This is a genomic window from Iamia sp. (assembly GCF_035575815.1).
Lineage (GTDB): Bacteria > Actinomycetota > Acidimicrobiia > Acidimicrobiales > Iamiaceae > Iamia.
The window spans coordinates 20,994-41,698 of the sequence record NZ_DATLXO010000011.1; the positions used below are offsets into that span (position 1 = coordinate 20,994).

Annotated in this window: 19 protein-coding genes; 12 read left to right on the plus strand and 7 right to left on the minus strand. The window is 71.5% G+C overall.

Annotated features, from left to right (window positions below; all coding sequences use genetic code 11):
- Positions 1-33 precede the first annotated feature (33 nt).
- From VNL12_RS00680 to VNL12_RS00690, 3 genes are all read left to right on the plus strand, one after another.
- Positions 34-1,632: a hypothetical protein gene (locus VNL12_RS00680; protein WP_325590636.1), complete on the plus strand. Its 1,599-nt coding sequence runs from the start codon at positions 34-36 to the stop codon at positions 1,630-1,632.
- A gap of 103 nt (positions 1,633-1,735) precedes the next feature.
- Positions 1,736-2,011: a type II toxin-antitoxin system prevent-host-death family antitoxin gene (locus VNL12_RS00685; RefSeq protein ID WP_325590638.1), complete on the plus strand. Its 276-nt coding sequence runs from the start codon at positions 1,736-1,738 to the stop codon at positions 2,009-2,011.
- Positions 2,012-2,404 carry a type II toxin-antitoxin system VapC family toxin gene (locus VNL12_RS00690; protein WP_325590640.1) on the plus strand — a complete coding sequence of 131 codons (393 nt, stop codon included), beginning with the start codon at positions 2,012-2,014 and terminating at the stop codon, positions 2,402-2,404.
- Between the two features lie 265 nt (positions 2,405-2,669).
- Here the strand turns inward: VNL12_RS00690 and VNL12_RS00695 are convergent, their stop codons facing one another.
- Positions 2,670-3,143, minus strand: coding sequence for a DUF6326 family protein (locus tag VNL12_RS00695; RefSeq protein ID WP_325590642.1), 474 nt, complete (start codon positions 3,141-3,143; stop codon positions 2,670-2,672).
- Positions 3,144-3,315: 172 nt separating this feature from the next.
- Here VNL12_RS00695 and VNL12_RS00700 point away from each other — a divergent pair, with 172 nt between their 5' ends.
- Entirely contained in the window at positions 3,316-3,900 is a 585-nt protein-coding gene (locus tag VNL12_RS00700) for a TetR/AcrR family transcriptional regulator (RefSeq protein ID WP_325590644.1), read from the plus strand.
- Positions 3,901-4,501: 601 nt separating this feature from the next.
- On the opposite strand, the gene VNL12_RS00705 is transcribed toward VNL12_RS00700, so the two are convergent.
- The 5 genes from VNL12_RS00705 to VNL12_RS00725 form a co-directional block, all read right to left on the minus strand.
- Entirely contained in the window at positions 4,502-5,254 is a 753-nt protein-coding gene (locus VNL12_RS00705) for a nucleotidyl transferase AbiEii/AbiGii toxin family protein (protein ID WP_325590645.1), read from the minus strand.
- On the minus strand, positions 5,244-6,290 hold the full coding sequence (locus VNL12_RS00710) for a helix-turn-helix domain-containing protein (RefSeq protein WP_325590647.1): 1,047 nt from the start codon (positions 6,288-6,290) through the stop codon (positions 5,244-5,246). The genes VNL12_RS00705 and VNL12_RS00710 overlap by 11 nt, the downstream gene beginning before the upstream one ends.
- Before the next feature lie 89 nt (positions 6,291-6,379).
- Positions 6,380-7,426 (minus strand): ketol-acid reductoisomerase, encoded by a 1,047-nt coding sequence (gene ilvC / locus VNL12_RS00715; RefSeq protein WP_325590649.1) that lies wholly within the window; start codon positions 7,424-7,426, stop codon positions 6,380-6,382.
- Positions 7,427-7,474: 48 nt separating this feature from the next.
- Entirely contained in the window at positions 7,475-8,026 is a 552-nt protein-coding gene (gene ilvN / locus VNL12_RS00720) for an acetolactate synthase small subunit (RefSeq protein WP_325590651.1), read from the minus strand.
- On the minus strand, positions 8,026-9,801 hold the full coding sequence (locus VNL12_RS00725; RefSeq protein WP_349257767.1) for an acetolactate synthase large subunit: 1,776 nt from the start codon (positions 9,799-9,801) through the stop codon (positions 8,026-8,028). Before VNL12_RS00725 ends, ilvN begins: the two co-directional genes overlap by 1 nt.
- A gap of 479 nt (positions 9,802-10,280) precedes the next feature.
- Between VNL12_RS00725 and VNL12_RS00730 the strand changes: the two genes are divergently transcribed.
- Genes VNL12_RS00730 through VNL12_RS00740 form a run of 3 tightly spaced genes read left to right on the plus strand, consistent with a single transcriptional unit; the run spans position 10,281 to position 13,238 of the window.
- Entirely contained in the window at positions 10,281-10,793 is a 513-nt protein-coding gene (locus VNL12_RS00730; protein ID WP_325590653.1) for a hypothetical protein, read from the plus strand.
- A gap of 10 nt (positions 10,794-10,803) precedes the next feature.
- Positions 10,804-11,607, plus strand: coding sequence for a serine/threonine-protein kinase (locus tag VNL12_RS00735; protein ID WP_325590655.1), 804 nt, complete (start codon positions 10,804-10,806; stop codon positions 11,605-11,607).
- Entirely contained in the window at positions 11,604-13,238 is a 1,635-nt protein-coding gene (locus VNL12_RS00740) for an FHA domain-containing protein (RefSeq protein WP_325590657.1), read from the plus strand. Before VNL12_RS00735 ends, VNL12_RS00740 begins: the two co-directional genes overlap by 4 nt.
- A gap of 22 nt (positions 13,239-13,260) precedes the next feature.
- Here the strand turns inward: VNL12_RS00740 and VNL12_RS00745 are convergent, their stop codons facing one another.
- Positions 13,261-15,471, minus strand: a complete 2,211-nt coding sequence (locus VNL12_RS00745; protein WP_325590659.1) for a cation:proton antiporter — start codon at positions 15,469-15,471, stop codon at positions 13,261-13,263.
- A gap of 132 nt (positions 15,472-15,603) precedes the next feature.
- On the opposite strand from VNL12_RS00745, the gene VNL12_RS00750 reads away from it, so the two are divergent.
- The 5 genes from VNL12_RS00750 to VNL12_RS00770 all read left to right on the plus strand — a co-directional run bounded on the left by VNL12_RS00750 (position 15,604) and on the right by VNL12_RS00770 (position 20,685).
- Complete coding sequence (locus VNL12_RS00750; protein ID WP_325590661.1) at positions 15,604-16,590, plus strand: ABC transporter ATP-binding protein; 987 nt, start codon at positions 15,604-15,606, stop codon at positions 16,588-16,590.
- Positions 16,583-17,473, plus strand: coding sequence for a hypothetical protein (locus VNL12_RS00755; protein ID WP_325590663.1), 891 nt, complete (start codon positions 16,583-16,585; stop codon positions 17,471-17,473). The genes VNL12_RS00750 and VNL12_RS00755 overlap by 8 nt, the downstream gene beginning before the upstream one ends.
- Positions 17,474-17,600: 127 nt before the next feature.
- The gene (locus VNL12_RS00760) at positions 17,601-18,566 is read left to right on the plus strand and encodes an ABC transporter ATP-binding protein (protein WP_325590665.1); all 966 of its coding nucleotides are present in this window, start codon (positions 17,601-17,603) and stop codon (positions 18,564-18,566) included.
- Positions 18,566-19,339 carry a hypothetical protein gene (locus VNL12_RS00765; protein ID WP_325590667.1) on the plus strand — a complete coding sequence of 258 codons (774 nt, stop codon included), beginning with the start codon at positions 18,566-18,568 and terminating at the stop codon, positions 19,337-19,339. The genes VNL12_RS00760 and VNL12_RS00765 overlap by 1 nt, the downstream gene beginning before the upstream one ends.
- Positions 19,336-20,685 (plus strand): MATE family efflux transporter, encoded by a 1,350-nt coding sequence (locus VNL12_RS00770; RefSeq protein WP_349257770.1) that lies wholly within the window; start codon positions 19,336-19,338, stop codon positions 20,683-20,685. Before VNL12_RS00765 ends, VNL12_RS00770 begins: the two co-directional genes overlap by 4 nt.
- Positions 20,686-20,705: the final 20 nt, after the last annotated feature.

The following is a 20,705-nucleotide window of genomic DNA, read 5'->3' on the forward strand; positions in this document are numbered from 1 at the left end:
GCGGGAGCCACCGGCCACCGCCGAGGGGGACCTGTGAGCGATCCGAACTCGACCATCAGCATCAACAGCTCGGCGCTGTCGGAGGCCATCCCCGACCCCGTCGACCAGACCGCGCCCGGCGACCTCACGCCCGGGCTCATCGCCACCGACGTGTGGACCGACCAGATGGTCGCCGATGCGGGCATCCCGATCTACGACGTGCCGCTGGTGTCGGTGGGCGGCGGCATCGGCAGCTTCGTGATGGCTGACTTCCTGCGCATCGCCGGGATGCCGGCCCACCAGATGCGGGTGCTGACCAACCTCGACGTGCCCTGGCAGACCTACGAGTACCTCACCAAGGTCTCGCAGATCCCGCGCCGCGAGCGGTTGCGGTCCGACTCGCAGTCGATGCCCGACAACCTGTGGGGGTTCCCGAGCTACGCGTTCCGCGAAGCATGGAACGACAAGAAGCTGGCACCGGTGTGGAACGTGTGCACCGAGCCGATCCTCAACGATTACTACACGCCCCGCGCCGGCCAGGTGTTCGAGGGCATGGAGCGCGAGGCCGCCCGCATCGGCTACTGGGACATGGTGTCGAAGGGCCAGGTGCGCATGACCCGGCGCCGCTACGGCGGCGGCTACTTCACCATCCTGACCCCCCCGCAGGGCACCAGCGCGACCAAGCGCATCGCCTTCCGGTCGACCTATGTCCACCTCGCGGTCGGCTACCCGGGGGTGGCCTTCCTGCCTGACCTGCAGGCCTACCGCTCCGCGCACGACGACTACGTCCGGGTCGTGAACTCCTACGAGCCGCACGAGCACGTCTATGAGGAGCTCCGCCGGCGGCCGGGCGTGGTGGTCATCCGGGGCAACGGCATCGTGGCCTCCCGCGTGCTCCAGCGCCTGATCGAAGACCGCGACACGTACGGTCTCCAGACCCAGATCCTCCACCTGTTCCGCACCTTCCGCACCGAGACCTTCGGACCGACCATCTTCGAGCGCCGCAAGGCCCGCAACGGCTGGATCTACCAGGGCTTCAACTGGCCGAAGTCGTCGTGGGGCGGGGCCAACAAGGTCAAGTTCGAGAGGCTCGAGGGCGAGGAGCGCGCCGCGTACTACAAGCGCCTGGCCGGCACCACGACCCCAGCCCGCAAGGACTGGAAGGAGCAGCTGGCCCGGGGACGCGCGGAAGGTTGGTACCGCACCTACGTCGGCACCGTGGACTCGGTGGTCCCCGGGACCAACGGCACCGTGGTCACCCGGGTGGTGGCCAAGGACGGCAGCATCCTCGAGGTGCCGGCGCACTTCATCGTCGACGCCACCGGGCTGGAGGCCAACATCCGCGAGCACCGCCTCTTCGCCGACCTGCTCGACCACTCGGGCGCCGGGCTCAACCCCCTCGGCCGCCTCGACGTCGAACGCCACTTCGAGGTCCGCGGCACCCAGAGCGGGCCCGGCACCATCTACGCCATGGGCACCATGACCCTGGGCGGCTACTTCGCCGGGGTCGACACGTTCCTCGGGTTGCAGTACTCCTCGCTGCGCATCGCCGATGACCTGGCCCGGCGCGGCTTTGTCCAGAAGATCGGTCCCCTGCGCAGCATGTCGCAGTGGGCCAAGTGGGCCCGCCACAAACCCCTCCCGCCCGCCTGAGCTCAGTCGGCGCAGGACCGGAGGTCGCGTCCGCTTTGGCGGTCGACCATCGACATCACCGCCCGCGCTGGTCCATCCGGAGGTGATGTGCTACGTGTAGCTCATGAGGTCGGTGGGTGTGCGGGAGCTTCGGCAGCGAGCCAGCGAGCTGCTGCGACTCGTGGAGCGGGGAGAGACCGTGGAGATCACCGATCGTGGTCGCCCCGTCGCTCTCCTCGGACCCGTCCCGGAGGGGAACCCGCTCGAACGGATGCGGGCGACGGGCGAGGTCTCACCCGCGACCGGGGAGATCGACGACCTGCCTGAGCCGTTGATGCTCGCAGCGGACATCGATCTGCCTTCAGCGGTGCTGGCACGACTGCGACGCGACGAACGCTGAATGGCCGCCGTCTACCTCGACTCCTCGGCGATCGTGAAGCTGGCAGTCCGCGAACCCGAGTCCGATGCGCTGCGCCGTCATCTGCGGCGGCGGCGACCGTGGGTGTCGAGTGCCCTCGCTCGGACCGAGGTGCTGCGAGCGCTGCTGCCCGGCGGCGATGCGGCCCTCGTCGCCGGCCGCCGGGTCTTGGCCCGCTGCGACCTCGTCCGCCTCAACGACCGGGTGCTCGACGCGGCGGGGCAGATGCCACCGAGCGAGCTGCGGTCACTCGACGCGATCCACCTGGCGACCGCTGAGCGCCTCGGGGCCGACCTCGGCGGGCTCGTCACCTACGACGCGCGCATGGCGGCAGTCGCCCGTCAGCTCGGGATGCGCGTCGCCTCACCCGCGTAGGCGCCCCGCGCCTGAGTCGAGTTCCGGATGCCCTCATGCAGGACGCGAAGCTACCGTCGCCGGTGTCGGCAGGATCAGGCGGATCCCGAGGCGCCGTACGAGGCGGATCATCGCTCGAAGCGCGACCTTCCTGGGGCGAGGGATCGGTAGGGATCATCGTGTCCTACGCGAAGCTCTCGTCGGGCTACGGAGAGCTTGTCGGACCGGGCACAGGGATGGTTCTCGCGACGCTCGCCGTGATGGGTGCGCACCTGGGGCGGGCGCGTTACGGAGCAGTGGCTTGGATGTGGTGAGGTGTGGCCTCTCGTCCGGTCGTGCGCGTCGGTGCCGTTTCCTTCGGCCAGGTCCAGGAAAAATAGACGATGGCCGCGAGCAGTGCGACCTGGAAGGCGCTGCCGAAGACGTAGTAGCTCCACTCGCCGATCGCGCCTGCGACGATGGTGACCGCGTACACGATGCCCAGCACGATGTTGACGAGTCGGTTGACTGGCGGTCGCAGGACGAGTGTGCAGAACACCATCAGGCTGGGGACGACGACGTAGGCGGTGGCCCCCAGCAGGAACGACTGGTCGACCGTGAACCCGCCGATCTCGCCGGCCTCGATGTCGGCCCGGACGTCAGGTCGGTAGAGGCTGAAGTGGTCGACGTAGGCGAACAGGAACAGCATCGACGTCCAGAGCGCCGAGATCTTGAGCCTCACGTTCACTGTGAACGGTCTGAACGTCGTCTCGGCGGTCATGTGTGCCCTCTCCTCGGCTCATCGGCGGCTGACGTCGTCAGGCTCGCCGTTCGGGTGGGGCGGAACCTACCAGCGCACCACAAATAACGCAACGATACGTATCGGAATAGCAGGTGCCCGCACCTTGGCTGCGTCTGGCTCGATCTCATCGTCCGGTACGGTTCGTAGCGTCATGGGTCGCCCACCGAGCAAAGCCGCTCGAGCCAAGCTGCTCCGGGCGACCACCGAGATCCTCGTCGAGGAGGGAATCGGCGCGGTGTCGATCGAAGCGGTTGCCCGCCGGGCCGGGGTCGCGAAGACGACCCTGTACCGGCACTTCGGTGGGATCGACGGCCTGGTGTTCGCTGCCGCGACGGCGAGCGTGAGCGAGACCGTCGGGCCCGATACGGGTTCGCTCATCGGTGATCTGCGTGAGATCCAGCGGAACTACCTCGACATCGCCAGCTCGCCCATCAACCGCGAGGTGTTCGCGTGGATGCTCACACGGGCGATGCACAGCTTGGAGGCCGCCGCGCTGTTCAGGCAGGAACGGATTCAACCACGAGGTCCGACCGTGGTGGCTCTTCAACGCGCCATCGCCCGTGGAGAGCTCCCTCCCACAACCAACGTGGAGCTGGCCATGCACATCATCCAGGGACCACTCATCTCGAAACGGTTCGTCGAGAACTCCGACCTCACCGATGATGAGTTCGAGACCCTGCTCGAGATGACCGTCCGAGCGCTCGTCGACACCACGGCCGGACGACCGCCTCTGTGAACCCGGGCTCTCGTTCCCGCTGCACCACAAAGCGAACGGGCTCCCGATCGGGGCACAGCTCATCGGGCAGCGACGAACTGCTGGCCGCCCGTCGACCTCGTCGAGGTTCTTCCGCCGGGCCCGGGCGGCGTCCGCCGTGGTGGCGAAGCCTGCTTGGTCACCTGCTGCTGGCGGCCGTCAGAGGGCCCCGGCCGGACCAGCCCTCGACGTACCAGCTGACCCTGCCGCCCTGGTGCACACCGTCGTGCTCGGAACTGACGCGTCGTGAGAAGCGGGGGTGAGACGCAGCATCCCGGACGCTTCCGGGGCTCCTGCTTCCCTCACGCCCCTCACGGCAGTGCCCCGGACAAGGGCCTCCGCCGAAGACGGCCTCTGACACGGGGACTTCAGCGCGCTTGGAGGGACTCGAACCCCCAACCTTCTGATCCGTAGACGCTTCCGACGGGTCCGTCTGGTGGAGTCGACTGCCGCTCTACCAGCTCAGGTGGAGCGCACAGTCCGGCGACTGCTGCCGAATCCGGCCCCGTGGCGCCCCGTGGAGTGCCAATCGGAGTGCCAACGACGGTCGCCGTCCGACGAGCGGACCGCACCCGCGACACGGTCAGCTCAGCAGCCGGTTGACGAGTGGGCCGACCACGTCGCTCAGGTCGTCGGGGGTGACAGCGCCCATCTCCTGACCTCCACCGAGCAGCCAGCGGACAGCACGTTCGGGCTCATCGACGATCCGCGTGCGGAGGGCATCGCCAACCAGGCTGCCGAGCCGGAACGGTGCCGCCGTCAATGACTCGGCGACGGCCCCGGCTCGGTCGTACTCCAGCAGCAGCCGGTACACGTCATAGAGGTCCGAGGCCCGCTTGCGCGGGTCGCGGGGACGACCGCGGAGCACCGCACCCGACTTCATGGCCACGAGCGCCGACGGCGTCGCCACCCGGATCGCAGCCACCGCGCCCCCGGCGACGATCTCGGTACCCGTCGCCGTGTCGAGTGCCCAACGATGGCTGATCACGAAGAGCCGATCTTCCGGGCCGACGCCGTCGAGGTCCTCGTGCCGGAAGCCCTCGGTGTCGATCACGTCGATCTTCACGCCATCGACGAGCACCCGGTTTGGGTTGGAGAGGTCGGTCGACCCGATGCTCGACGCGATCACCTCTACCGCCGACGGTGCCGTGGTCTCGGTGACCGTGTCGACGTCCTGAGTCGCGCGGTGCACAGCGGCGAGACGGCACATCACGGCGAGTCCCCCGATCAGCGCGTGAGGACCGAGGTCCGCCTCAGCCAGCCGTGCGGTCGCCTTCACCAGGCGGGCCGCGTTCCCGTCAGCGCCGCCGGCGAGGACGACTCGCTCACCAGACACGCGTGAAGTCCTTCGGGTCCCATTCGGCCAGGATCTCGCCCCCCCGGGCCTGGTCCTGCGCAAGGTCGAGGGCCGCGAACAGGCCGTGGGCGAAGCGCCAGTGGCCCCATTCGCTGGTCTCGCGGTCGTCGCGCGACGCGCAGACGAGCGGGGTCGGAGCCACGGCCACGGTGCAGGCCCGGTCCTCGGAGCGCGCTGCCTCGCCGAGGCGGAGTGTGGCCTGGCGCAGCTCGACTGCCGAGGGGACGTAGAAGTCGAGTGGATAGGCGCCCCCGATCGCCATCGGCGCTCCCCACACGACGGCGCCAACGGTCCCGGCGACGGCCCATCCGGGGCCGTCCTCGTCGAGGTTCATGCCGAGCGCGCCGTAGGTGTCGGCATCGCCGACTGGTGGGAGCTGAGCGAGAGCAACCGGGCTGCGATGCCACTCCTCCGCCAAGGTCCAGAACAGCTCGGGAACGAGGGGGCGACCGTCGGAGCGGACCAACGACGCCGCCCGGAGCTTCTTCGCCGCCGCGACGATCGCCGAATGCGAGATCGAGACCCGACGCGCAACCTCACGCATCGAAGGCGGATCCTCCGGTGCGAGCAGGAGCGCCGCGGCCCACGAGATCGCTGCGGTACCCGAGATCGGCTTCGGTGGTCCTCCAGCGGTCAGTCGCTCATCGGGTGGAACGTCAGCATCGATGTGCACACCTTTGGCCCGGACCACGAGGTGTCCCCGGCGGTCGAGCCACCCCCAACCGGCGTCTCGGAGCGCCTGTTGCGCCGGGCCGGTGATCAGGTCGCCCACGGCGACGCAGGCGACGGCCTTGCTTCGCTTGTCCACCGAGGCGAGCATGCGGGCGACCGTCTCCGGTGTGACCACCGAGGCCGCCCTTGTCTCGACCGGGACCTCGATCCCGTCCACGGTCACGTTCAGGTCCCAACCCACGTCGCCAGGCGTCTCGATCGCACGATGGCCGAGGGACTTGATGGCGCGAGCGAACGCAGTCTCGCCCTGAGCTACCAGATCGGCCTCGGTCGTTCGGGCCATGCCGCCAGGATACAGCGTTGCGGTCTGTGAACACTAATAAGTGACCACAGGCCGCCAGGTGCCGTCGAAGGCGGGCGATCGCAATACGTTCAGTCGCCGCCGCTCGCGTCCTCGACCTTGGTCTTGCCCTGGGAGATCCACGGCATCATGCCGCGGAGCTCGGCGCCGACGGTCTCGATCTGGTGCTCCTTGCCGGCCTGGCGCAGGGCGTCGAAGCGCGAGCCGCCGCCCTTGATCTCGCCGACGAACTCCTCGGCGAAGCGGCCCGAGCGGATCTCATCGAGGATCGTCTTCATCTCCGCCTTCACCGTGTCGGTGATGATGCGGGGGCCGCGGGTGACGTCGCCGTACTCGGCGGTGGTCGAGATCGAGTAGCGCATGCCGGCGATGCCCTGCTCGTACATGAGGTCGACGATGAGCTTCAGCTCGTGGAGGCACTCGAAGTAGGCCGACTCGGGCTGATACCCGGCGTCGACGAGGGTCTCGAAGCCGGCCTGCACCAGGGCGGTCAACCCGCCGCAGAGCACGACCTGCTCGCCGAAGAGGTCGGTCTCGGTCTCCTCCTCGAACGTGGTGTCGAGCACACCGGCGCGGCTGGCGCCGATGGCATCGGCGTAGGCCAGCGCCACACCCCGGGCCGCGCCGGAGGCGTCCTGGTGCACGGCGACGAGCGCCGGCACGCCGCCGCCCTCGACGTAGGTGCGACGCACGAGGTGGCCGGGACCCTTGGGCGCGACGAGGGCGACGTCGACGCCCTCGGGCGCCGTCACGTAGCCGAACCGCACGCTGAAGCCGTGCGCCACGAGCACCATGTCGCCCGGGTTCAGGTTGGGCGCGACGTGCTCGGTGAAGACGGCCTCGTGCTCGGTGTCGGGCAGGAGGATCATGATGATGTCGGCCTCGGCCGTGGCCTCGGAGAGCCCGGCCACCGCCAGGCCGGCCTCGCGGGCCTTGGTCGCGGAGGACGAGCCCTCCCGGAGCCCGACGCGCACGTCGATGCCGGAGTCGGCCAGGTTCAGGGCGTGGGCGTGGCCCTGGGAGCCGTAACCCAGGATCGCGACCTTCCTCCCTGCGATGAGTGAGCGGTCGGCGTCAGCCTCGTAGGACACGGTGGCCATCTGTGCAGTGCCTTTCATCGGTGGGAGCAGGCTCCCGTTCAGTGTGGGGCGGGATCGCCCCGGAGATCAGGTGCGGGGCGAGCCCGCGGGGGCGGGCTCGGGCGCCCGGTCGAGGCGGGGTAGGGCGACGCGCCCGGTGCGCTGGATGTCACGGATGCCGAAGGGTCGCAGCATCTCCTCGAAGTCGTCCACCTTGGTCGGGTGACCCTCGAGTGACACGGTCAGCTCCTCGTGGGTGACGGCCAGGATCCGCCCCTCGAAGATCTGCACCAGCTCGACGACCTGGCCCCGCGTGGCCGGGGGGGCCGACACGCTGGCGAGCAGCAGCTCGCGCTCGACCGAGTGGCGGGGGTCGAGCTCGCTGATCTCGACCACGTTCACCAGCTTGTCGAGCTGCTTGACGATCTGCTCCAACGGGGAGGACTCGACGTCGACGACGACGGTGATGCGGCTGAAGTCCGCATCCTCGGTGGGGGCCACAGCGAGAGAGACGATGTTGTAGCCCCGCCGGGAGAACAGGTTCGCCACCCGGGAGAGCACGCCGGATCGGTTCTCGACGAGCACCGAGAGGACGTGGTGGGTGACCTCGTCTCCCGGCAGGGCGTCGCGCCGGCCCATCAGTGGCCCCCCTCGCCGGTGCCGACCTCGCCGCCGGCCTGGAACGGGGGGACCTGGATGTCGTCGTTGGTCTTGCCCGGCGGGACCATGGGGAAGACCTTCTCCCGGCTGTCGGTGCGGAACTCGACGACGACGGGGCGGTCGTCGATGTCGTTGGCCTTGTCGATCGCCGGCTGGATCTCCTCGGGCGACTCGACCCGGATCCCGACGCAGCCCATGGCCTCGGCCCACTTCACGTAGTCGGGCAGGTCGGGCGAGAGGTACACCTCGGAGTAGCGCTCCTCGTAGAACATCTCCTGCCACTGGCGCACCATGCCGAGGTACGCGTTGTTCAAGATGGCGACCTTCACCGGGATGCGCTCGGCCGAGGCAGTGACGAGCTCCTGCGCGGTCATCTGGAAGCACCCGTCGCCGTCGACGGCCCAGACCATGCGATCGGGGCGACCGACCTTGGCGCCGATGGCGGCGGGCACCGAGAAGCCCATGGTGCCGAGGCCGCCGGAGTTCACCCACGTGTAGGGGTGGCGGAACGTCCAGTACTGGCTGGCCCACATCTGGTGCTGGCCGACCCCCGATGCGAGGATCGTGTCCTCGGGCACCGAGGTGCGCAGGTGCTCGAGCACCATCTGGGGCTTGAGGTGGTCGCCGGGCTCAGGGGCCTCGTACGCCAGCGGGTAGCGCTCCTGCCACCCGCTGATCGTCGAGCTCCACGGGGTGCGGTCGGGCGTGGTGGACCCGGCGGCCTGCTGGCGCCGCACGGCCGCGACGAGGTCTTCGATGATCAGCCGGCAGTCGCCGTGGATCGGGACGTCGGGGCGGCGCACCTTGCCCAGCTCGGCAGCGTCGATGTCGACGTGGATGACCTGGGCGTCGGGGGCGAAGCCGTCGACCTTGCCGGTGACCCGGTCGTCGAAGCGGGCCCCGAGGGCGACGAGCAGGTCCGAGCGCTGGATGGCGGTGACGGCGGTGTAGTTGCCGTGCATGCCCGGCATGCCCAGGCACTGGGGGTGGCTGTCGGGGAAGGCGCCCCGGGCCATGAGCGTGGTGACGACGCGGATGTCGGTGAGCTCGGCCAGCTCGCGCAGGACCTCGGCGGCCCGGGCCTTCAGGACGCCGCCGCCGACGTAGAGCACCGGGCGGTTCGCGGCGAGGATCATCTCCGCCGCCCGCTCGATCGCCGCGGGGTCACCGGAGGTCGCCGGGTGGTACCCGGGCAGGGAGCGTGCCACCTCCTCGTCGGTCGGCCAGTCCCAGCCCGTGGCCGACCGGGGGTGGGTGGGATCCACGATGTCCTTGGGGATGTCGACGAGGACCGGCCCCGGTCGCCCACTGGTGGCCAGGTGGAACGCCTGGCGGATGACGAGAGGGATGTCGTCGGCCTCGGTGACGAGGAAGTTGTGCTTGGTCACCGATTGGGTGATGCCGGTGATGTCGCACTCCTGGAACGCGTCGGTGCCGATGGCCGCCGTGGGCACCTGGCCGGTGATGCAGACCATCGGCACCGAGTCCATGTAGGCATCGGCGAGGGGGGTGACGATGTTGGTGGCCCCCGGCCCCGAGGTCACCATGGCCACGCCCGGGCGCCCGGTGGCGTGGGCGTAGCCCTCGGCCATGTGGCCGGCGCCCTGTTCGTGGCGCACCAGGATGTGGCGGATCGTCGAGTCCAGCACCGGGTCGTACACGGGCAGGATCGCGCCGCCGGGCAGCCCGAACATGACCTCCACCCCCTCCATCTCGAGGGCGCGGATCAGCGACTGGCCTCCGTTCAGCTCCATGGTGTCTCGGTCTCCTGGTCTCGGTCCCGGTCGGGTGGGGGTGGCAGGGCGGGGGTGGCGGGAAGGTGCGCCGAAAACGACGACGACCTCCCCGAGGGGAGGTCGTGGGAGCGCACGCGGGTGATGCCGGCGGCGTGCGCTCTAGGGCCCGAGTACGAGGAAGGTGCCAGCGGACATCGCTCGGGAGTGTCGCGCACCTCCGTCCGGCCGTCCAACCGGGTCCCGACAGGTCCTCCCGTCAGCCGGTGGGGTCCCCTCCCCGAGCCGGACCACGAGCCCGGAGGACGACGCTACGCTCCGGCCTGGTCCGAGAGCCGAGTGGCTCCTGAGCGAGCCCGCTCGGACCGCGGTGCCGGGCCAGAGAGGGCGAGCGACCAGGTGAGTGACCCCAGCGCGACGATCAGCACCCGGCGCTCGGACCGAGCTGTTCTGCCCTCCGACCCGGGCGCACCCACCCGTCCCCGTCCCGAGCTCGACCGATGACCCCCGTGCTGTTCGGACGCATCCAGACCCGCCTGTTCGTGCTGTTCACGGTGGGCGCCCTCTGGACGCTGCTCATCTCGCCGTTCCTGCTCGTCAACGCCCCGGGCCAGGACGGGTACAAGGTCGCCTTCACCATCGACAACATGGTCGGCGACAGCGGGCTGGTCGCCGCCTACAAGCTGGCCTTCGCGGCCCTGGTGATCACCGCCATCTTCGGCTGCCTCGTCTGGGAGCCGCTCTACCACTTGCTCATGCAGTTCCGGTGGGAGAAGGACTGGCCGGCGCTGTTCCACCTGCTGACGATGATCCCCGAGGGCATCTCGACCTTCCTGCTGTTGCACGTCGGCAGCCTCAACCCGCTCGAGACCGAGAGCGGCAAGCCGTTCGTGCCGGTGGCGGCGTATGTCTTCTTGTTCTTCACCACCTGGATCGTCACCTGGCTAGCGGCGAACGGGCCGATGAAGATCTTCTTCGTCCGCTGGCGCTTCTCCGGCGGCCGGCTCGTCTGATCGAGGGACCATGGATCGCATCGCTGACTACCAGTTCATCCAGCCCCTCGGTGAGGGCAGCAACGGCACCTACTACCTGGCCGCCGCCCCGCCGCGACTGGGCATCGCCGCACCGCAGGTGGCGGTGAAGGTCCTCCAGGTCGCCGCGGGCGAGGAGACGTTCCACCGCCTCACCCGCGAGCTGCGGACCTTCGCCAAGGTGCGCAGCCCGCACCTGGTCTCGCTCTACGACGCGGGCCAGGAGGGCGGTCGCTGCTACTACGCCATGGAGTACTGCCCGCTCGGGTCCTTGGCCCACCCGGCACGCGAGCTCGACCGGGCCGGCCAGATCCGGGCCCTGGCCGCCGCGGCGCGCGCCGCTCACCACCTGCACGAGGCCGGCATCGCCCACCGCGACATCAAGCCGGCCAACGTCCTGCTCACCGACGAGGGGGCCAAGCTCTCGGACCTGGGGCTGGTGCAGGTCCTGGCCCCGGGCCAGACCATCACCGGCCTCGGCGCGATCGGGTCGGTCGAGTACCTCGACCCCGCGATCATGCGCGGCGAGCGGGCGTCGCGGGCCACCGACATCTGGGCCCTGGGCGTCACCCTCCACCGGGTGCTCACCGGCCAGGGCATCTACGGCGAGCTGCCCGATCGCGATCCCCTCCTCGCCGTTCGCCGGGTGCTCTCCTCGCCCCCGACCCTCGACCCCGGTCTCAGCGACGCCGAGGCCGAGCTGATCCGGGGTTGCTTCGACAAGGACCTCTCGGCCCGGTTCCCCACCGCCGCTCTGCTCGCCGACGCCCTCGACGCCCTTGGGAGCCCCTCATGAACCTCGCCGCCGCCCGCCTCGCCCCCTCGCCGGGCGCCGACGGCCTGGTGTGCCGGTCGACCGGTGCCGTGCTCTTCGTCGCCGCCCGCACGCCGGTCGCCGACGTGGCCCGGCTGGTCGACGAGGTGCTGGCCCACGACCATGCCGTCCCTGGGCGACACCTGGCCCGCCAGCTGGCCACCATGGTCGGGGCCGACGCGGATACCAGCCTGCCCGGTTTCGCCCTCGTCGCCGCCACCCCCGCCGGGCTCTACGTGAAGGCCTACGGGCCGGTCGAGATCCGCCTGCAGGGCGAGGGCGAGGAGCAGGTCATCAGCGCCGTGGGGACCCTCACGGGCATCGACCGCGAGGTCTCGGGGCCCTTCCACACCATCGTCGCCCACCGGGCCGGCGAAACGGTGCCCGTCGCCGTGTTCGACGTCGACGTGCAGGCGGGCTCGGCGCCCGGCAGCGGCTTCGCCCTCACCATGCTGACCGGCGTCACCGACGCTCCCATGGGTGTCATCCCGCCCTCGTCGACGCCGGAGGCGGCCACCTCGGGCGACTCGGCCGACGACGGGCTCGACGCCCCGACCCAGGCCTGGAGCCCACCGCCCGAGGACCGCACGCCCCCCGCACCCGAGGCCGTCCCCGCCTTCGCCTCCCCGCCGATCGAGCCGCTGCCCGCCGAGCCGCCGCTCACCGACGAGCCCAGCTGGGGCGGCCCCGCCGCATCGCCGTCCGCCCCCCCGGTCGAGCCCGCCGCCGAGACGCCCTCGGTCGACGAGGCGCCGGTCGCCCAGGGCCCGCCGGCCTGGGAACCGCCGGTCGACGAACCGCCGGCCTGGGACCCTGCCGTCGTCGGACCGCCCGGCACGGCGCCGGTGGCTCACGAGCCCCCCGTCGAAGCCGAACCGCCGGTCCACGGCGCGCCCGTCGTCGAGCCTCCGCCCGCCTACGAACCGCCGGTCGACGAGGGCCCGCCAGCCTACGAACCACCGGTCGGCGAAGCCCCGCCGGCCTACGAACCCGCCACCATGGCGCCATCAGCGGCCACCGGCGCCGGGTTCACCTCGCAGCTGCTGGGCGCCCTCGACGCCGATGAGGTCGAGGAGCGCGAGGCCCTCCCGCTCGATCTGGACCCGGCCGAGGTGCGGGCCCCGGAGCAGGCCACCAGCGAGGTGCTCGTCCAGGGCGTCATCTGCTCGCGGGGGCACTTCAACGACCCTCGCTCGCGCTTCTGCTCGTCGTGCGGCATCTCCATGGTGCAGAACACCCAGGTCCTCACGCGCGGCCCCCGCCCTCCGCTGGGGGTCATGGTCTTCGAGGACGGCGCCACCTTCTCGCTGTCGTCGGACTACGTGGTCGGCCGCCAGCCCGAGGTGAGCGAGCTGGTGCAGGAGGGGCTGGCCCTGCCGCTGCCCGTCGATGACCCCGAGCGGTCGATCTCCCGCGCTCACGCCGAGCTCCGCCTGGTCGAGTGGGACGTCCACCTGGTGAACCTCTCGGCCACCAACGGCTCCTTCGTGTGGGACGAGGCCCAGCAGCAGTGGGTGCCGATCCCCGCCGGTCAGTCGGTGGTGCTCACCCCCGGCCTGCGCGTCGCCCTCGGCCGTCGCACCGCGGTGTTCGAGTCCAGCCTGGTGCGGTGACCCTCCGGGTCGGGGGGAACGGTCAGTCCACGGGGGTCGGGAGGGGCTCGACCTCGGCGAGGAGGCTGTTCAGGCCCGTGCGCTCGATCTGGTTGGGATCGGGGGCGACGAGCAGCACCGGGCAGCCGAAGCGCTCGGCGTCGGGCCGGGCCCGCTCGACGGGCTGCAGGCCCTCGGGGCCGGCGAAGGGGCGCACGACGGCCACCGCCCCGGCGGCGGCCTCGGCCCCCTCGACCGTCTCGAGCGAGGCGGCGAGGCTCCGGCCCGGGCGGCCGAGGGCACCCAGGCGATCGAGCACGGTGCGGTAGCGGCGCGACGACCGCGCGCTCTCGTCCAGGCCCACGACCATTGGCCCCGCGATGGTTGCCAGGGCCAGGCGCACCCCGTACTCCAGGGCGGCGAGGCCGGCGGGGCCGTCGCCGACCTCGACCACCGGCGCCCCCGACGCCGACGCCGCTCCGGGCCGGGGCAGGGGGGCGACCACGACGCCGATGTCCGCCGGCCCCGCAGCCACGAGCTCGGCCACGGTGGCCACCCAGTGCGGGTCGTCGCGCCGGTCGCCGACCAGCACCAAGCGCACGCCCATGCGCTGGGCCTGGGCGGCGATGTCGGCGGCGAGGGAGGTCGTGCGCTGGGAGAACGACTGCACCGACAGGCCGCGGGCCCGCACCCTCTCCTCCAGGCCGTGGAGGGAGTCGAGCTCCGAGGCGATGGTGTCGAGGAAGCTGGCGATCTGTCGACCGTCGGTCTCCTCCTGCTGCTCGAAGGAGGTGAGCACGACCTCGGCCGGCTGCTGGGAGAGGGCGATGCCACACGCCATGTCGACCAGCGGCTCGGCCCGGGCCGGGTCGTCGATGGCCACCAGCAGCCGGAAGGAGATGGCATCGCCCAGCGCGGCCCGTTCGGCCTCGGCCACGTCGTGTTCGACCATGCGGTCCGGGTAGATCCTCTTCAGCAGGGGCGAGGTCATGAGCGTCGTGATGATCGCCATGAGCACGAGGGCGGTGAACAGCGTGTCGTCGAGGACGCCCTTGTCCCGCCCGATCGAGAGCAGCACCAGCTCGGTGAGGCCGCGGGTGTTCATCAGGGTGCCGATGGCCGCCGAGCGCCGCCACGACATGCCCTGGATGCGCCCCGCGAGGGTGGCGCCGGCGAACTTCCCGATGCAGGCGACGGCCAGCACCGCGGCGAGCACCCCGAGGAACTCGACGATCGAGACCTGGCCGACGCGGGCGTTCAGACCGGTCACGATGAAGAACAGGGGGAGGAGCAGGAGCACGGCGACGCTCTCGATGCGCTCGAGCACGGCGTGGGTGAAGGCCTCGGCGCCCTCGCGTGGGAAGACGATGCCGAGCATGAAGGCCCCGAAGATCGAGTGGATGCCGATCTGCGAGGTGCACCAGGCGGCGATGAACAGCAGGGCCAGCACGGCGGCCAGCACGTCGGGGGACAAGCCGACCGCCCGGAAGCGCTCGTTGAGCTTGACCAGCACCGGCTTCACGGCGACCGACATGACGACGCCGAACACGACGGTCAGGCCCATCACCCGGCCCAGCTCCACCGCGGGGTTGGCCCCGGCGCCCCCGGTGCTGGCCTCGACGACGGCGACGACGAGGGCCAGCAGCGACCAGGCCAGGATGTCGTCGATGGCGGCGCAGGCGAGGGTGACGGCCCCCACCGGGGTCCGCTGCATCTTGCGTTCGGTGAGGATGCGGGCCAGCACCGGGAAGGCGGTGACCGACATCGACGCCCCGATGAACAGCCCGAAGGGCAGGAAGTCGATGCCCTCGGGCAGGTACGTGTCGTGGATGAGCCACGCCAGGCCGAACCCGAGGGTGAAGGGCAGGACGACCGAGGTCAGCGACACACCGGCGGCGAGGCGCTCCTTGCCCCGGATCAGCTTCATGTCGAGCTCGAGGCCGACGACGAACATGAAGATGATGAGGCCGATCTCGGCCAGCACCTTCAGGAACGGGCGGGCTTCGAGCGGGAACAGCGTGTCGCTGATCGACTGGTCGAGCCCGAAGAGCTCGGTCACGGTGCCCGAGCCGAGCAGGAGCGGTCCGAGCATCAGCCCGGCGAGGATCTCGCCCACGACCGGTGGCTGGCCGATCCTCCGGAACAGGGCGCCCACGCAGCGGGCCACCACCAAGATGATGGCCACGTCGATCAACACCCACGCAACGGTGGACTCCTCCACCAGGCCTCCAGCGGCCAAGATCACGCCCGTCACCTGTCCCCTCCATCTCCAGGGCGCGCCCCGAACCCCGGCGGGCGCGCCGACACCACGTGAGGCGCACAATACGGCCCCCGGATCACCCACGGGGCGGGACGGGGAGGAGGCCCCGGGCCGTAGGGTCGTTCCGTGTCGTCTGTCGCCCCCGCCGCCCCGGCTGCCCTGGGCGCCGACACCATGGTGATCCGGGCCTCGGGGGTGGTGAAGAGCTGGGGGACGACGCTCGCGCTCGCCGGCGCGGACGTCGTCGTGGGTCCCGGCGTGACCGGTCTCCTGGGGGCCAACGGGTCGGGGAAGACGACGCTGTTCGGTCTCCTCCTCGGGCTCCACCGGCCCGACAAAGGCACCATCGCGGTGCTGGGCCTCGATCCCACGAAGGCGGGACCCGACGTGCGGGCCCGCGTCGGCTACTCCCCCGAGCACCACTCGCTGCCGCCGGACGTGAAGGCCGTCGACTTCGTGCGCCACGTCGCCGAGATGCACGGCCTGCCCCGCCGGGAGGCCACCGGGCGGGCGTCGGACGTGCTGTGGCAGGTCGGTCTGGGCGAGGAGCGGGTACGGCCCCTCGGCACCATGTCGACCGGGCAGCGCCAGCGGGTGAAGCTGGCCCAGGCCATCGTGCACGACCCCGTGCTGGTGCTGCTCGACGAGCCGACAGAGGGCCTCGACCCGGTCCAGCGCGACGACATGCTCGCCCTCATCCGGAGGGTGGGCCACGACTTCGGCATCCACGTCGTGCTCTCGAGCCACGTCCTCGACGAGGTCGAGCGGGTGGCCGACGCGGCGGTGATCCTCCACGCCGGGCGGGTCGTGAGCAGCGGTGCGCTGAGCGACCTCCAGGCCACGAGCACCGGCGGCGTCGTCGTGGAGGTGGCCGGCGACGGCGCCGCCCTGGTCGACGCCGTCGCCGCCCGCGGCGTCCCGGTCCAGGTGGAGGGAGCCCGGATCTACGTCACCGGCGGCCCCGAGGTGTTCGACCTCGTCCGCGACGAGCTGGCTCGCCTCGAGCTCCCGGTGCGGCGGCTCGAGCCGCGCCGACGCTCGCTCGAGGAGGTGTTCCTCTCCGCCGGGCTCGTCGGCGGACAGGCCCGATCCCCCGAGGGCTCCCATGGCTGAGCTCATCCCCGGCGCGCCCCGGGCCCGCATCGTCGACCGGGGCTACCGGGCCTACGCCGGCCCCCGGTCCGGGGGTCGCGGGGCGGTCGTGACCGTGTGGCGCCAGAGCGTGCAACGGGCCCTCGGCCTGCGGCGTTCGCCGTGGGCGAAGATCCTCCCCGTCGTGTCGGTGGCCATCTCCTACGTGCCCGCCATCGTGTTCATCGGGCTGGTGGCCCTCGTGCCCACCGACGAGCTCACCGACATCGATCCCTTGCCGACCTACGGCGAGTACTTCCCGTTCATCCAGGCCGCCATCACCCTGTTCGTCGCCTTCGTGGGGCCCGAGGTGCTCTGCACCGACCGCCGCACCGGCATGCTCGGCATCTACCTGGCGTCGCCGCTCACCCGCGACACCTACCTCTCGGCCAAGGCCGCCGCGACCTTCACCGTCCTCAGCCTGGTCACCGTCGGCCCGCCCCTGCTGATGCTCGTGGCCTACATGCTCCAGGGGGTCGGACCCGACGGACCGGCCGGGGTGGCGGCCACCTTCGCCCGCATCGTGGTGGCGGGAGCGGCGCTGAGCCTGCTCTACACCGCGGTGTCGATGGGCGTGTCGGCTCTCACCGACCGCAAGGCGTTCGCCACCGCCGCCCTGCTGCTGCTCGTCGTGGTCTCGTCGCTCTTCATGGCGGTGTTCATCGAGGCGGCCGAGCTGCCCGGGTCGCTCTACGCCCTCAGCCTGATCAACGGTCCCTTCAACCTGGTCCAGCTCATCCACGGCGAGGAACCGCTCGTCACCGACCTGACCCTGCCGGCGGCGATCGCCGGTGTCGCGGCCTGGACCCTGCTCGGCGCGGCGGTGTGCCGCACGCGCTACCAGCGGTTGCAGGTGACCCGATGAGCGAGCGCAGCGAGCGAGTCAGACAGTACGGGCTCTCTGACGGCGGAGCGTGCGGAAGCCTCCGCGCTCATCGGTGCCCGGTGATGGGACCGGCGCTGGACGCGACCCACGATGAGGTGGTGCACCGATGAGCGAGCGCCGCCCGGTGACGGGGCCCACCGACGCGGACGCCAGCTCCGAGGCCATGGTCGTGGTCGATGCCTGCACCCGCTGGTTCGGTGACGTGGTCGCCGTGTCGGAGGTGAGCTTCACCCTCGACGCCGGCGTCACCGCCCTGCTCGGCCCCAACGGCGCCGGCAAGTCGACCCTGCTGCGACTGCTCTGCGGGCTGGTCGCCCCGGCCCGGGGCACCGTGCGGGTGCTCGGCCGCGACCCCCGCACCGACATCGGGGTGCACCGGTCGCTCGGCCTGGTACCCCAGCAGGAGACGGTGTTCGATCGGCTCAGCGCCCTCGAGCTGGTCGAGACGTGCGCCCTGCTCCGCGGCGTCCCCCAGGCTCTCGACGCCGCCGCCGACGCCCTCACCCTCGTCGAGCTCGATCCCGCCGACCCTCGCCACCTGCCCACCTACTCGCGGGGCATGCGCCAGCGGGTGAAGGTGGCCCAGGCCATCGTCCACGACCCGTCGGTGATCGTCCTCGACGAGCCGCTCACCGGCCTCGATCCCCGCCAGCGGCGGCACATGACCGACCTGTTCCACCGCCTGGGCGACGAGGGGCGGTGCGTGATCGTGTCGAGCCACGTGCTCGAGGAGGTCGAGCGCTTCGGGTCCGACGTGCTGGTGATCGTCCAGGGGCGGCTCGCGGCCGAGGGCGACTTCCGGGCCATCCGTGACCTCATGGACGACCGGCCGCACCGGATCCGCATCCGCACCGACCGCCCGCAGGAGCTGGCCGGGCGGCTGCTGGCGGCGAGGAGCATCATCGGCCTCGAGGTCGTCGACGTCGACTCGGTGATCGTCGAGACCGACCGGGTCGGTGACCTGCGCCGCACCGTGGCCGCTGTCGCCCGCGACGCGGGGGCCCACCTGTGGGAGGTCGTGCCCCTCGACGACGACCTCGACTCCGTGTTCCGGTACCTAGTGGGCCGCTGATGGCCGCCCCCTCCTCCCCTGCCGTGTCCGAGCCGCCCGCCGCCCCCAGCGCGACATCGCCCCCCGGAGCTCTCCGGCGGCTCTACGGCGTCTTCCTGCGCCACCAGCTCACCTGGGGCCGCGCCGCGGTGATCGTCGCCCTGGGTGGCCTGGCCGTGCTGGTGGGCCTCGCCGTCCGGGCCGGGGCCGACGACCAGGTCACCGCGGGCACCGAGTTCATCAACAACTTCGCCTTCACCACCGTCGTGCCGATCTGCGCCCTGATGTTCGCCAGCTCGTCGCTGGGCGACACCGTCGATGACCGCACCCTCGTCTACCTGTGGCTCACCCCGGTGCCCCGCTGGAAGATCGCCGCCGCCGCCACCCTCGCCTCGATCACCGTTGCCCTGCCGCTCGTGTTCCTTCCCCTCGTGCTGGCGGCGGCGGCGACCGGTGCGGGCCCGGCGCTCGTCGGCGCCACCGCGGTGGCCACCATCGTCGGCACGATCGGCTACGCGGGGGTGTTCACCGCCCTCGGGTTGCGCTTCCGTCGGGCCCTGGTGTGGGGCATTGCCTACATCCTCATCTGGGAGGGCTTCGTCGCCACCGCCAGCGCGACCGCGGCCAAGCTCTCGCTGCGGGCCTACACCGCCTCGATCCTCTCGCAGTACACCGGCGTCGGGCTCCGCCTGGGCTCGCTCACCGTGGCCTCGGGCATCGTGGTCCCGCTCGTGGTCGGTGCGGCCTTCACGGGTCTCACCAGCTGGCTCCTCACCCGGGTCACGGTCGACTGACGGCGCCGGTCGCGTCCCGCCGGGAGATCCTGCGCCTCGCCGTCCCCGCCCTCGGCGCCCTGGCCGCCGAGCCGCTCTACGTCCTGGCCGACACGGCGATCGTCGGCCACCTGGGCACGCCCGAGCTGGCGGGGCTCGGGGTGGCCTCGACGATCCTGCTCACCGGCTACACGGTCTTCATCTTCCTGGCCTACGGCACCACGGGGTCGGTGGCCCGGCGCACGGGGGCGGGCGACCCCGCGGGCGCCGCCCGACTGGCGGTCCAGGGCCTGTGGCTCGCCGGCGGACTCGCCGTGGTGGTCGCGGCAGCGCTGTTCGCCGCGGGGCCGTGGCTGATCGGCGTGCTCGGCGCGACGGGCGAGGTGGCGGGCCACGCCCGGGTGTACCTGTGGATCTCGCTGCTCGGGTTGCCCGCCCTGTTCGTCACCATGGCCGGCACCGGGTACCTCCGCGGCATCCAGGACGCCCGCACCCCACTGGTGGTCGCGGTGGTGACGTCGCTCGCCAACCTCGGCATCCAGGTGCTGCTGATCGAGGGTTTCGACCAGGGCATCGGCGCCTCGGCCCTGGCCACGGTGCTGGCCCAGACGGGTGGCGCCGCGGTCTACCTTCGTCGCGTCGTGGGCGCGGCCCGCCGGCACGGCGCGTCGCTCCGCCCCGACGCGGCTGCGCTGCGCCGCCTCGGGCTGATGGGCCGCGACCTGCTGATCCGCACCGCCGCGCTCCGCCTCGCCTTCGGCGCCACGACCGCCGTCGCCGCCCGCATCGGGGTCGTGCCGCTCGCCGGGCACCAGGTCGCGTTCGAGGTGTGGACGTTCCTGTCGCTCACGCTCGATGCGCTCGCCATCGCCGGCCAGTCGCTGGTGGGCACGAGCCTCGGCGCCGGGGAGCCGGCCCGGGCCCGGGCCACCGGACGCCGCATCCTGGCCTGGGGCCTCCTGGGCGGGGTCGCCACGGGCCTCATGATCCTGGCGGTGCGGACACCCCTCGCCGGGCTGTTCAGCGACGACCCGGCCGTCGAGGCCCTCGCCGCCGACCTACTGATGTGGGTCGCGCTGCTCCAGCCCCTGGCCGGGGTCGTCTTCGCCCTCGACGGGGTGCTCATCGGGGCCGGCGACCTGCGCTACCTGGCCGGGGCCATGACCTCAGCCGGCGCCGTGATGCTCGCCCTGGCCGGGCTCGTGTTGGTGACCGATGCCGGCATCGCCTGGCTGTGGGCCGCGCTGGCGCTGATGATGGTCGCCCGCCTGGTGCCGTTGCTGGTGCGGTTCCGACGGGGCCGGTGGGCCGTGGCCGGCGCGGATCACCCACCCGGCCGCGCCGCACCGGGCACCCTTCCGCCGTGATCCGTCGGCCGAGCTTCGTA